Source organism: Pasteurella bettyae CCUG 2042 (assembly GCF_000262245.1).
Classification (GTDB): domain Bacteria; phylum Pseudomonadota; class Gammaproteobacteria; order Enterobacterales; family Pasteurellaceae; genus Basfia; species Basfia bettyae.
The window spans coordinates 1-10268 of record NZ_AJSX01000005.1; the positions used below are offsets into that span (position 1 = coordinate 1).

Below are 10268 nucleotides of genomic sequence, written 5' to 3' on the forward strand. Positions count from 1 at the left end.
GATTCATTTTTTAACCTCATAAGCCCGGTCTTTGATACCTGTCATCGTCATCTTGACGTTGCCGTGGTTGATAGTTTTGATTGTTATTGCGTTTGTGTTTGGACTGATATGCCATCACTGCGCCTTTTGTCGCTGCCGACCCGCCGCAGAAAAACGCAAAATACAAATAGAGATCGGTCGCATTATCACGACCGAGATAGACCGAATACACGAGCACACCGGCAAGCACTAAAAAGCCAAAAAACTGAATAAAGCCTGTGGTGCTGGCGCGTCCGTTGTCATTTGTGAATAATTCAAAAAACTTTTTCATGAGCAAAGTATCAACATTAATTTGAATGCCGGTGTCATCTGGCCATTGCCGACATAACTCCACGCATTTTTACTGTAAAAGTGCGGTCGGCATTTGGTTTGTTTTGCTCTCAAGCAGAACCAATCAAAAACCCATCCTAAAATGTCTGAAAACTTAAACTTCATTGTCTTGTGCTCCATATCTCAAGTTTTGTGCTACACGATTCACCCAGCCTTTGCCAAAACGGTCAAAGTTCTTTAATCGGGTGTAAAAATTAAGGCGTTCGCCGTTTAACACCATCAACGTGTCAGAGATTGGATTGCTATTGATGGCCTCAAGAGAGTATTTACCGATAATGCCGTCATCTAACACACCAACTGCGCGCTGTAACATACGGCTCGCATTGCCGAAACCGTGATTCACCGCCGCATCAAAAAATTGATAGGCAACGGCATCCGGCATTTGCTCACAGTTGTAGCGCAACCAAAATGCACGATGGTAAATTTCATAGGCTTGTTGGCGTGTCATGGTTTTCATGTTGCCGGTATAGCCATTAGCTTGCGCGGTACGCTTAGTGACACCCCAGTTGGTTTCGCCTCCGGGGTCACGTGAGTCATTGACGTAACCGCCCTCATGTCCGATAAGTCGGTCAAAAATTTGCTGAAAAGATAAAGACATAAAAAAATACCCTCAATCGTTGATATGATTGAGGGTATTCTGAATTAAAAGAAGGTTAATTAATGGGGGAGAAACTTCCACACGCCCACTTGTTCTAAAATAACGCGGCTTGTTGATATTGCTGGACTTGATGAGAGCGTATAATTTCCCAGGCTTGACGATCACAGAGTTTGTATTTAGGACAAAGCTCAAGCATTGCCGTGCGGCCACTTTTCTTTTCGGTTTGCGTGATGTAGTCAAAATCTGCTTTTAGGCGTTCGTTGCGTAACAACCGCAGAGCGACTTCACAACGCGGAATATAGACTTCCTCCGCCTGAAAATAATGACGCAATTTGACCGCACTTTCCTGTCCGATGAGTGCTTTTAGTCGCGGAAAATACACTGCTCCGTCGGTAAAACGAAACGTTGCCCCTCCGAACTGATTAATAATTTTTTCTACGTCAACAAACCCAATTAACTCCACCATTTCCAGTACGATTTCAGGCAGATAGTTGGCAACGCTCTCTAACTTTGACTGCATAACATTTCCCCTATGTGACCATTTAGGAGGATTGTCGCACGGAAATTTTAAAAAGGCGGTATTTTTGAAAAAAAAGATAAAAAAAATCCCACCGAAGTGGGATTATCTTTATGCCTTAATAGGCAATTCTTTCACTAACTGTCGCACCGTGCTAACTTGGCAATCCAATGCTGCGGTAAACACCGCAATCATCCCCGCAAGTTGGCTATAACTTAAGGTATCCGCCGTGTTGTCCGTGATTTCCAAGAACTGGCGCAAACAGTGCAAGCCACCAAGGCTACTTTGAATTTCATCAAATTGATGTTCTAATTCATATCCGATACTCATCTTCGCCCCCTTACGCCAACAAATCCAACTGCACCACAGCTGTTTTTGGTAATGTGGAGGAAAAAAAGCCCAAATTCCGCATTTTAAATGCCATCCATTTCACGCTATCTTTGGTTTTGCCTAATAGCGTACCAATTTCACGATAACTTAAGCCCATTTCACGATAGCGTAAAAAGTCTTTCGCTTGTGGGTTTGCCGTTAAAAAGGCAGTTTGCGCAGTGGTAATTAAACGTGCCAATTCATCTGGATTGTTGCGTAAAAATGTAGGAATGGCGAGCATTTGCGCTTGCATTTCAGTAGCTAAAGCAATAGCGTGCTGTTCCATTTTGATAAAATGGCGACGAGCTTGGCGACCAATTTCAGATCGTTCCAGCATACACAGCTCTTTTGCCATATCAAGGGTGATGTGGTATTCCTTGAGTGTTTCTTGTCTAATACCAAAGAAACCTCTATCGACGTTCACTAATTGGTGAAGCACGGTAAAATCAAGGTTTTCAGCAAATCCGTACTTGCTAATGCGGTGTTGAATCCAGTCAGAAAATTGTTTGCCGTTTCCTAATAATTTATGAAGATCACGAGCATTGACTAATTGAACAGATTGATTTTGAATTGAACCAGTGAAGGTTTGAATTTGGAAATTTGTCATAATTGCATACCTCTGAATAGAGACCCTATTTTGAGTAGGGCGACCGACAGCTCAAAACTGTGCAATAAACAGCGGAGTTATTCCCTTGCGGTATTGTATTCCTCGCACTGTCGGTCATTGATTAATATTTTTTATTTTTCTACCGCACTGGTATTCTGACGCTCAAGGCATTCCGATACTCAAATTGCAGGTAAAAAAATAGCACGAAATCACGGTTGTGCCGACCGTATTGCTGGGCTTTTGATACCCTGATCGCAAAATTAACCTTTTTTTAATCAGAAATCAAGGTTTTTTACCCAACATTATGCAAAAAGTTTTACGATTTTTGTTGATTGCGATCATACACCGCCAACATCTGCACCACCTTTTTCAACTGCCACGGCTGCAACCAATGCACAAAATCCACTTTAAACGAACGTTTCGCAATACCATCGGCATATTCTTTAGGTAAACCATGTTTTGCTAAAAGTGCGGTAATTTTTGCCAAATAAATTTTCTTATCTTCACGTGGTGCCGCACGATTTCCCCAAAAACTTGAACTGGATTTAAAACCCTTTTGCACCATAACATTTAACACCTGTTGCAATTCACTTTCCGTCATTTCAGTACAACTTGTTTTCCCCGTTGTACTTACCAATAATTGACGATAGGTTTCATCATCAAGGCCTAATTGGCTTTTCCCAATATGGATTCTAGTGATTAAATTTTTACGCAACATAGCCTTTCTCCTGTTCCGCTTTCCAGGCTTTCCAAACCGTAAACTCAGGCATATTTTCCACAAATTGCAACTGCCCAACAGAGGCATAACGTTCAATATATTGAATAGCTTCCATACGTTTATCCTCTTCTTGCGCCGCAACGCTTTGCATTTCAGCTTTACCTTCATTACGCACTACCGCAAACAACGGTTTCGCCCCTTCATACACTTTCTTCAAATAGTTATGATTCGATAACGCCTGAATATTGCGGGTTTCCCGACGGTTTTTCATCACCGCTTGCACCGTTTCATTCAACGCATGGGCGAGTAGCGGACTGGGTTGATACATCTCCAACACATCTTTCATTAATCTCAATGCCCGCCCATTAGATAACGCCGATCTTTCAGGGCGAAACAGACCAATATAACTCACCAACGCACGCGCATTACGACCACCCAAATTGGAGATTAACCCCAACATCTCACGCCCAGCATCATCTTCCAACAGCGCATCCAAATGAATATCACTGTGGCAAATAGGGCAACGGCATAGTTTCATTATTGTTCCCTCAAACTTAATTTAAAACACATTACTCAGCCCACTTCATCTCACTTAATTCCCCTCTTTTGTAAAGAGGGGCTAGGGGAGATTTGAATGGGCTGTAAATGGGTTTTAGTCATCAAAATAAATTTCATCAACGTCCGGCACCAATCGATACCATGGACTCACACGGAAAATTGAGTACCGTTCACTCCCTTGTTCTCTGATAGCGAGAAAAACATATTCATCCTCTTCATAACACTCCCATTTGCTATAATTACGCATAAATAATTCTTCGGCGACACTTGACTCTAAATAAAATGGTCGTTTTTTTTCGGTCAAATTCTAACCACTCGCTATCTTTAATGATTTTCTCTACTTCTTCTTTTTCTGGTTCTTCGTCATCGAGATCATCAATAAGTAACCATTCGTATTCGATATCCATAATTTATTCCCCCATTCGAATTGAAAATCCACCGTGACGAAATACAACATTCTGATCGTCTTCAGTAAGTTTTTTCATTAATTGATATGTTTTAGGGCATCTGCCAGAGCCTTTTTCTTCGTTAAATAAACGTTCTAACTCGTCCCAATGTTCCACTAATTTTGCCCAAATGGGAGAAATTGCTTTCATTTTGTGAAGATAATTTCGCATTTCTGGCGCACGTTCTAATAACTTTACGCAACGAGATAAATCGCTCGTATCAAGTGGATAGCTCTTACGTCTTGGCACCACATCAAAACCAATCACAAATGCCATACATTTACTGCTTAATCCGACATCTTCATCATCTGCCAACCATTGAATGATTTTTGTCTGCATTTTTCCTCCTTATTAATTGAAAACACATTACTCAGCCCACTTCATCTAACTTATTCCCCTCTTTTGTAAAGAGGGCTAGGGGAGATTTAATGGGCTGTAAATGGGTTTTAATAATCTCGTGCCTTTTGCACATCAATCGTAATTTCCCCCACTCCAATCATGTCATCATCTTTCCAACGAATCACATCTGCTAGAGTAATATTCAATCCAAGTTCTCTAAGCTTTTCGGCTTCGGCTCTCGCTTGTTTTTGAAAATGGAACCATTCTTTGAAATCTGCTAAGAATCGTTCAAACTGTTTATCATCAAGCACTAAAATATCGGTCACATTCTTAAATTCGTAAATTTGTTCACTCATTATCTATTTCCCCTGTAACATTAAAAATTCACTTTGTTTTATTTCTGTTAAACATTCCGGAATTGCCGGGAAGCCATCCCCACCAAAGCCATCTGATTTAACTGGTATTGAAACGATAAAGTAGTCACTTGCAACACCGCATACAGATATATAACTAGTGCGCGCGCCAAGCACCCAGCAATTAAGTTTTAATTTTCGTAGCATAAAATCATTAAAGCTTGGGTATTGATTTAAAATATCTCTAACGCTTTGGATTTTATCGTTAAATGCCTTACCGGCTTTTGTTCTGCCATTGCCAGTGATGACAACTTTCTCATTTTCAACTATTTCAAATTTATAGGTCTTATCCTCTTTGATTTTGGCAAATTCATCGCTATCTAAACTACAAACAATTCCAAATATATTACGTTCACTTCCTCTCCAACATTCATAAAATGGGATAGTGTCAAAAATAGCATCAAGTTTTTTATCTCTGAGCTCTCTATCTTTTCGCCATTGCTCATCTAATGATTTAATAGGCTCAACGCTTAATGCGCATTTAAAATATCTAAATTCAGGTCTCATATTTGCTCCTTTAATAAGTGGGATATTGGCTTCTCAAAATCCGATAACAATTGGTCTTTAACTCAAAAATGCTTCTCGGCAGAGCGTTAATAGGTAAGGTTTTAAAGGCTTTACCGCTATCGTCCATACCATATGGCACACCGATTGCGCGCCAACATCGTGCGGCGTGTACCGCTGCGTCTTTAATCACCTCTGAGTTAATCACAAAGCTATTTGGCCCAATGCGTTGCAACAAAACACCTTGTGCCATAAGATTTTTAACCCGCCGTCTAAATTGACTTTCGCTTAATCCGGAGCCTGCAATAAGTTGGCTTACACTCAATATTGCAAAGTCTTCTGCTCTTTTCTCTGCATAATCATCGCTATATGTACCAACGCTACCACCGATATAAGTCACTAAGGTTCCTTGCGCAATACGGTCTAATGTTTCATCCCAAATATACTCAAGGATATGTTCATCTAGCACTTTCATACTCACCCCAACACTGGCGCCATTTGCCACGCCACACTTTTCATCTCTCTGCTTGCTGCTTGTAATAGCAACAAAGCCCCTTTTGAATCATCAACCAGCCACTGTTCTTTTGCTGCTTCGATTTGTTCCATAATCTGTGCCAGTTGCTCGGTGACTTGCGCTTTCTTTTCACTCATACTTCCTCCACCTCAACCACATCATCAATTTCCGTAATCGTATGTGGTAGTTTATTCACATCACACACATTCAAATCACACAATTCCAACACTTGCTCATTGCTTTCAGCTTCCACAACGGCTTCAACTAAACAATAAAAGCGCGCCACAAACTTAGCCATGATTAACCTCCGGTCTTCTCGCTGGATAACGCTGATTTTCTCGACGGCGAGCCACCGTTGCCGCTTTTTCCCAAGCACTTTCTGCTTGTTTCCATGCGCCAGCACGTTCCATTTCAGCGGCGTGTTGGCTAAAATCTCGATAATTTTCCAGTTTTTTCATTGTTGCTCCTTTGTTGTTAAAACCTATTATGAATGCCCCTCATCTCATCCCCCTCTTTTGTAAAGAGGGGCTAGGGGAGATTTAAAGGGCATTTAAATAAGCTTTAAACCCCTGCAATATCTAACGCAATCGGCACATACTGATCGCTTTCGCCCACACGCTCATAAAGTCGCACATAAGCCTTACTACTCACCACTTGCACGCTTTCACTAATCGCCTGCATCGCGTTTTGCCAACGTGGATCTTGAATATCAACTCGACGCAATCCTAAAATGCGAGAAGTATTTAAATTACCTTCCTTGTCCACATTAAACGCACGTTCAATTAACGCTTTTAGTTCAGGGCGAGAGCCTTCGCTCCATTCATTCAAGCACTCATCAATCAACACTTTTGCCGCCTGAATACGTTCATCAAATTGCAAATGGTCGTTAATCGCACGTTGGATTTTGTATTTACCGTCGTAGCTATAAAGCGTGATATTGCCTTTACTACCGCCCACTTTTGCATTGTATTTTTCAGCCGAAAGTTCAATAAACGCCTGAATATCGCCGAAAATGCCATCTTTAAAATTGCGCATCTCCTTATTTAAGGACACGCCTTTTTCCACCCATTCACGCACAAGCACATCACGTGCTTTGTCGATGTCTTTCACCAATTCAGCTGGCGTTAAATTTCCTCTTGCATCACGCCAGTATTCTTTCCCCTCAATCATCACCTTCATTTAGAGTTCCTCTTTATCTAACTTAATCACCACAAGTCGCTTACCTTTATCACGTTTACATCGGGCGACTGTTGCCGAGCTGTAAATCGTTTTTTCGCTCACATTGAGTTTCTTTGCTAATTCTTCCGCAGTCCCGTCACCCAAATTCTCTTCGCCACGATAGACTGCATAAATTTGCCGACGCGTTGCCATTCCTCCTCCTATTTCAAATATTTCCGCCAAACCACACGGATACCTTCCACTGTAAATTGCGCTTCTTGGTATCGAGCCACATCACGCCCCACGTGATACACATAAGCCCATTGGTCTTTCTCTAACTGTTCTGTTACCGCATTATTCATCACACGCACCGTTGGTCTTATCTTCTCAAAGTGCACATTAATTACCGTAAGCCCCATTTCATTTAAGCGTCTCACGGCTTTTTCCACTTGTTCTAAATAAGCCAACATCACGGCATTGTTTTTGTTTAATTGTTTATTTTTTCTTGCTTGTAACATGGTCATCTCCTTAACTAATTAACATTTTGCTGTATTGTTCGATCATCTCTGCGCTAATTTCGGTTTCGTTAATCTCTGCCGAACGCACAACACCTCGCATTAACTTACTCAATCGGCGTGCGTTGCCTTTACAGGCCTTCAATAAAGGGGCATTAAATTCACTTGTATTAAGTGCACTTTCCGCTAACATGGCTAAATCGTCATCAGGTAGGGCATTACCAAGGTCACAAGCAAATCCCACTCGACTATAAAGCTGTGCCAGTTCATTATTTTTCCCTTTTAAATTCACCAACAAGCGAGGCATACCCGCTAAAATCACGCCACAATTCGTTAAATCGTGAATGCGTCGGATAAAATCCAAAGAGCGGGTAGAAAGTAATTCGGCTTCATCAATCATTAACAAACGTTCCGCACCATTTACTTTTTCCACAATTCCTGAAAGTACATCGTTATTTACCCCTCGACTGGTTGAACCAACATTTTCTGCAATCTTGCGTAGTAACACTTTCGGTGTGCAACTTGGATCAACCTCAATCAAAATGGCTGAACTATGTTCTTTCGCATATTGTTTTAGCATTTGTGTTTTGCCTAAGCCTGCCGCGCCATAAATCACATTAATTTCGCCATCAGCGTGGGCAAAGTGCATAATTTCCATACCGCGCTTTGCTGTTTGAGTGGGGACAAATGCATTGTTGTATTTCGCTTCAACCACTTTCGCCTTATGGCGTGCTAACAACTCATCCACTTTTTCATCGAGCCACTTGGTATCGGTTGGATATTTACTGTTTAAATATTGGCTCACTGTTGTAATGGACACATCAAACAAAGTTGCCACTTGTTTTTGGCTCATCTTGTGCGCATCCATAAACGCTTTTAATTCTTGTGCTTTCATTGCTGCTCTCCTTACTCATTCACTAACTTTTTTCTTTGTTCCCACGCTTCTTTGTCCGCTTTGGTTAAGAAAATTGGGGTAGCTTCCTGTTTGGCTTTCGGTTTTGTGCGTAACAATTCAAAACCTTGCTGATGCTCAATCGTAACAACTGGATTGCGCTCCGCCTGAATTTCATCTGCTTTTTCCAATACATTCTTCAAGCGTCTATCACTACGCTCTTGGCGTGTTTTCTCAACAAACGGCATTGGGAAGGCATCACGTTTATTGCCATCTAATTCGGCATAACACACAAAAGTGCCGTCTTGCTTTCTCACAATCACTTGGCTTGGATCGTGAATATCAAACATCACTTGCACCTTTTGCCCATCAACATCGAGCAATTTCGCGCTAAAGTAATAATTATTGAAAAGTTGTAACCAACCACGTTGTGCCACACGTAATGTACTTGGGCGGAATAAATCCCTTGCTTCCACTGGTGTAATAAAGACCACATCATCAGGGTTCATTTTTTCCATCAATTGACGGCGTTTTTGTGCAGGTGTCATCCCCCCTAGTTCTCTGTGCTCGTGTTTATTGTTGTATTCATCAATGCCTTCTTGGCAGGCTTGTAAAAACTGATTCCAGCTTGGCAATTTACCCACAGCCCATTGTTGTTTTGGCGTTAGCTGTGTCGCACCTTTACGTTTTGCTTTATCCAGTGAAATCACGGCTGTGCTCACTTGTCGAATAGTGTCACGGTCTGCCCCTGTGCCGTGATAAGTTTCAAACTGGCGAGCGATTTTGTATAAAATCGTTTGGTGTACCCGCTCAATAATCCCACGGCCTTGTGGATTGCCTGGAATCCCTGTTTGGTGATTAATCCCTAAACGTGGCAACATCCCCGTAATATCCCCATCAAGCATCCAGTTTTTCTCACCACCGCCATTATCGGAGTAATAAATTGCGGGTATGCCGTAGCGTTCCACGCCATAACGCAAAGCATCTGCCACTGCGAGAACGTTTTCCGCCAAACTTGCCGACCAACCCACAATAAAACGGCTCGCGGCATCCATAATCAACGTTACTTCAGGAATAAAAGGGCGACCGTGTTCAGGATGGGCGACTTTCAATTTCATCGCATGGCCATCACCCACCCACACATCATTCACCTGCAACACGCTCCAATCGCGTTTCACATAAGTGTTAAGGGCGCGGAGTTCAGAACCCGTCTTACGACCAATTTCCTTAATGTGTTTCGGCAATTTCGCTAATGCAGCGCGAACTTGGTCAATACTCGGTTTCATTTCTAAACGTAACGGCTCGTCTGCAAAACGTGCATCCCATTCAGCCGAAAAATAGTGATAGGCTTCTGCCACATTGATGCCATTGGTTTGGCGATATATCGCCAAAAAGTCAGGCAACCACACAATTTCTTCAGCCTTTTTCGCCACTCGTTGCATTGGTGCGAGGGCTTTTAATCGTTCTTCAGGGGTATCTGCCTTTTCATAATCCAACACCCATTGATTCAAAGTGCGGTCAGATAAAGTGCGATTTTTCCCTTTCTTGTTATTGGCGGTTTCCACCAATCTCATCAAATCAGCAGAAATGCCACCACGCTTGATTTGTTCACAAAAAAACTTAATCGCCTTGTAACGAGGTTGGGCTTGTTCAAGCTGTGCCACTTGAGCAACTAACGCCATTCTTGCCCCTGCTACTTCACGTTGTTTTTCCGTTAAAGTTTTTAATTCCACCTGACGGAGATCGGCGGG

20 protein-coding genes are annotated in these 10268 nt (G+C 42.0%); all 20 read right to left on the reverse strand.

Annotated elements, in window-relative coordinates:
- Positions 1-16: 16 nt before the first annotated feature.
- The gene (locus HMPREF1052_RS10905; RefSeq protein ID WP_005758662.1) at positions 17-310 is read right to left on the reverse strand and encodes a DUF2644 domain-containing protein; all 294 of its coding nucleotides are present in this window, start codon (positions 308-310) and stop codon (positions 17-19) included.
- 153 nt (positions 311-463) lie between these two features.
- Entirely contained in the window at positions 464-967 is a 504-nt protein-coding gene (locus tag HMPREF1052_RS00945) for a glycoside hydrolase family 108 protein (RefSeq protein WP_005758668.1), read from the reverse strand.
- Between the two features lie 94 nt (positions 968-1061).
- The gene (locus tag HMPREF1052_RS00950) at positions 1062-1487 is read right to left on the reverse strand and encodes a Mor transcription activator family protein (RefSeq protein WP_005758659.1); all 426 of its coding nucleotides are present in this window, start codon (positions 1485-1487) and stop codon (positions 1062-1064) included.
- Positions 1488-1595: 108 nt separating this feature from the next.
- A complete protein-coding gene (locus HMPREF1052_RS00955) occupies positions 1596-1814 on the reverse strand; it encodes a hypothetical protein (RefSeq protein ID WP_005641522.1) in 219 nt (72 codons plus the stop codon).
- A 10-nt stretch (positions 1815-1824) separates the two neighbouring features.
- A complete protein-coding gene (locus tag HMPREF1052_RS00960) occupies positions 1825-2460 on the reverse strand; it encodes an antA/AntB antirepressor family protein (RefSeq protein WP_005758691.1) in 636 nt (211 codons plus the stop codon).
- A 316-nt stretch (positions 2461-2776) separates the two neighbouring features.
- On the reverse strand, positions 2777-3178 hold the full coding sequence (locus HMPREF1052_RS00965) for a gp16 family protein (protein ID WP_005758672.1): 402 nt from the start codon (positions 3176-3178) through the stop codon (positions 2777-2779).
- Positions 3168-3716, reverse strand: coding sequence for a hypothetical protein (locus tag HMPREF1052_RS00970; protein ID WP_005758670.1), 549 nt, complete (start codon positions 3714-3716; stop codon positions 3168-3170). The genes HMPREF1052_RS00965 and HMPREF1052_RS00970 overlap by 11 nt, the downstream gene beginning before the upstream one ends.
- Positions 3717-3975: 259 nt before the next feature.
- Positions 3976-4143: a hypothetical protein gene (locus tag HMPREF1052_RS11180; protein WP_005758681.1), complete on the reverse strand. Its 168-nt coding sequence runs from the start codon at positions 4141-4143 to the stop codon at positions 3976-3978.
- Positions 4144-4146: 3 nt separating this feature from the next.
- Positions 4147-4521, reverse strand: coding sequence for a hypothetical protein (locus HMPREF1052_RS00975; RefSeq protein ID WP_005758665.1), 375 nt, complete (start codon positions 4519-4521; stop codon positions 4147-4149).
- 107 nt (positions 4522-4628) lie between these two features.
- Positions 4629-4877 carry a hypothetical protein gene (locus HMPREF1052_RS00980; RefSeq protein WP_005758679.1) on the reverse strand — a complete coding sequence of 83 codons (249 nt, stop codon included), beginning with the start codon at positions 4875-4877 and terminating at the stop codon, positions 4629-4631.
- A gap of 3 nt (positions 4878-4880) precedes the next feature.
- The gene (locus tag HMPREF1052_RS00985) at positions 4881-5441 is read right to left on the reverse strand and encodes a DUF5420 family protein (RefSeq protein WP_005758666.1); all 561 of its coding nucleotides are present in this window, start codon (positions 5439-5441) and stop codon (positions 4881-4883) included.
- A gap of 10 nt (positions 5442-5451) precedes the next feature.
- Entirely contained in the window at positions 5452-5913 is a 462-nt protein-coding gene (locus HMPREF1052_RS00990) for a hypothetical protein (protein ID WP_005758664.1), read from the reverse strand.
- Positions 5914-5915: 2 nt separating this feature from the next.
- Positions 5916-6089 (reverse strand): hypothetical protein, encoded by a 174-nt coding sequence (locus HMPREF1052_RS00995; RefSeq protein WP_005758675.1) that lies wholly within the window; start codon positions 6087-6089, stop codon positions 5916-5918.
- On the reverse strand, positions 6086-6250 hold the full coding sequence (locus tag HMPREF1052_RS11300; protein ID WP_005758677.1) for a hypothetical protein: 165 nt from the start codon (positions 6248-6250) through the stop codon (positions 6086-6088). Before HMPREF1052_RS11300 ends, HMPREF1052_RS00995 begins: the two co-directional genes overlap by 4 nt.
- On the reverse strand, positions 6243-6410 hold the full coding sequence (locus HMPREF1052_RS11185) for an ANR family transcriptional regulator (protein ID WP_005758663.1): 168 nt from the start codon (positions 6408-6410) through the stop codon (positions 6243-6245). The genes HMPREF1052_RS11300 and HMPREF1052_RS11185 overlap by 8 nt, the downstream gene beginning before the upstream one ends.
- 103 nt (positions 6411-6513) lie before the next feature.
- Positions 6514-7131, reverse strand: a complete 618-nt coding sequence (locus HMPREF1052_RS01000; protein ID WP_005758683.1) for a DUF3164 family protein — start codon at positions 7129-7131, stop codon at positions 6514-6516.
- A complete protein-coding gene (locus HMPREF1052_RS01005) occupies positions 7132-7323 on the reverse strand; it encodes an HTH domain-containing protein (RefSeq protein WP_005647090.1) in 192 nt (63 codons plus the stop codon). It abuts the gene before it with no gap.
- Positions 7324-7331: 8 nt separating this feature from the next.
- The gene (locus HMPREF1052_RS01010; protein WP_005758657.1) at positions 7332-7628 is read right to left on the reverse strand and encodes a hypothetical protein; all 297 of its coding nucleotides are present in this window, start codon (positions 7626-7628) and stop codon (positions 7332-7334) included.
- Positions 7629-7638: 10 nt separating this feature from the next.
- Positions 7639-8520, reverse strand: a complete 882-nt coding sequence (locus HMPREF1052_RS01015; RefSeq protein ID WP_005758656.1) for an AAA family ATPase — start codon at positions 8518-8520, stop codon at positions 7639-7641.
- 11 nt (positions 8521-8531) lie between these two features.
- Positions 8532-10268 (reverse strand): Mu transposase C-terminal domain-containing protein (locus tag HMPREF1052_RS01020; protein ID WP_040596144.1); only part of this gene is annotated, 1737 nt, incomplete at its 5' end.

What these genes read in the sequence shown, in the direction of transcription:
- HMPREF1052_RS00970 (WP_005758670.1), bottom strand. Translation starts at nt 3,716, where the DNA reads ATGAAACTATGCCGTTGCCCTATTTGCCACAGTGATATTCATTTGGAT.
- HMPREF1052_RS00955 (WP_005641522.1), bottom strand. Translation starts at nt 1,814, where the DNA reads ATGAGTATCGGATATGAATTAGAACATCAATTTGATGAAATTCAAAGT.
- HMPREF1052_RS10905 (WP_005758662.1), bottom strand. Translation starts at nt 310, where the DNA reads ATGAAAAAGTTTTTTGAATTATTCACAAATGACAACGGACGCGCCAGC.
- HMPREF1052_RS01010 (WP_005758657.1), bottom strand. Translation starts at nt 7,628, where the DNA reads ATGTTACAAGCAAGAAAAAATAAACAATTAAACAAAAACAATGCCGTG.
- HMPREF1052_RS00995 (WP_005758675.1), bottom strand. Translation starts at nt 6,089, where the DNA reads ATGAGTGAAAAGAAAGCGCAAGTCACCGAGCAACTGGCACAGATTATG.
- HMPREF1052_RS01015 (WP_005758656.1), bottom strand. Translation starts at nt 8,520, where the DNA reads ATGAAAGCACAAGAATTAAAAGCGTTTATGGATGCGCACAAGATGAGC.
- HMPREF1052_RS00950 (WP_005758659.1), bottom strand. Translation starts at nt 1,487, where the DNA reads ATGCAGTCAAAGTTAGAGAGCGTTGCCAACTATCTGCCTGAAATCGTA.
- HMPREF1052_RS11180 (WP_005758681.1), bottom strand. Translation starts at nt 4,143, where the DNA reads ATGGATATCGAATACGAATGGTTACTTATTGATGATCTCGATGACGAA.
- HMPREF1052_RS00980 (WP_005758679.1), bottom strand. Translation starts at nt 4,877, where the DNA reads ATGAGTGAACAAATTTACGAATTTAAGAATGTGACCGATATTTTAGTG.
- HMPREF1052_RS00960 (WP_005758691.1), bottom strand. Translation starts at nt 2,460, where the DNA reads ATGACAAATTTCCAAATTCAAACCTTCACTGGTTCAATTCAAAATCAA.
- HMPREF1052_RS11300 (WP_005758677.1), bottom strand. Translation starts at nt 6,250, where the DNA reads ATGGCTAAGTTTGTGGCGCGCTTTTATTGTTTAGTTGAAGCCGTTGTG.
- HMPREF1052_RS00975 (WP_005758665.1), bottom strand. Translation starts at nt 4,521, where the DNA reads ATGCAGACAAAAATCATTCAATGGTTGGCAGATGATGAAGATGTCGGA.
- HMPREF1052_RS00945 (WP_005758668.1), bottom strand. Translation starts at nt 967, where the DNA reads ATGTCTTTATCTTTTCAGCAAATTTTTGACCGACTTATCGGACATGAG.
- HMPREF1052_RS00985 (WP_005758666.1), bottom strand. Translation starts at nt 5,441, where the DNA reads ATGAGACCTGAATTTAGATATTTTAAATGCGCATTAAGCGTTGAGCCT.
- HMPREF1052_RS11185 (WP_005758663.1), bottom strand. Translation starts at nt 6,410, where the DNA reads ATGAAAAAACTGGAAAATTATCGAGATTTTAGCCAACACGCCGCTGAA.
- HMPREF1052_RS00965 (WP_005758672.1), bottom strand. Translation starts at nt 3,178, where the DNA reads ATGTTGCGTAAAAATTTAATCACTAGAATCCATATTGGGAAAAGCCAA.
- HMPREF1052_RS01000 (WP_005758683.1), bottom strand. Translation starts at nt 7,131, where the DNA reads ATGAAGGTGATGATTGAGGGGAAAGAATACTGGCGTGATGCAAGAGGA.
- HMPREF1052_RS00990 (WP_005758664.1), bottom strand. Translation starts at nt 5,913, where the DNA reads ATGAAAGTGCTAGATGAACATATCCTTGAGTATATTTGGGATGAAACA.
- HMPREF1052_RS01005 (WP_005647090.1), bottom strand. Translation starts at nt 7,323, where the DNA reads ATGGCAACGCGTCGGCAAATTTATGCAGTCTATCGTGGCGAAGAGAAT.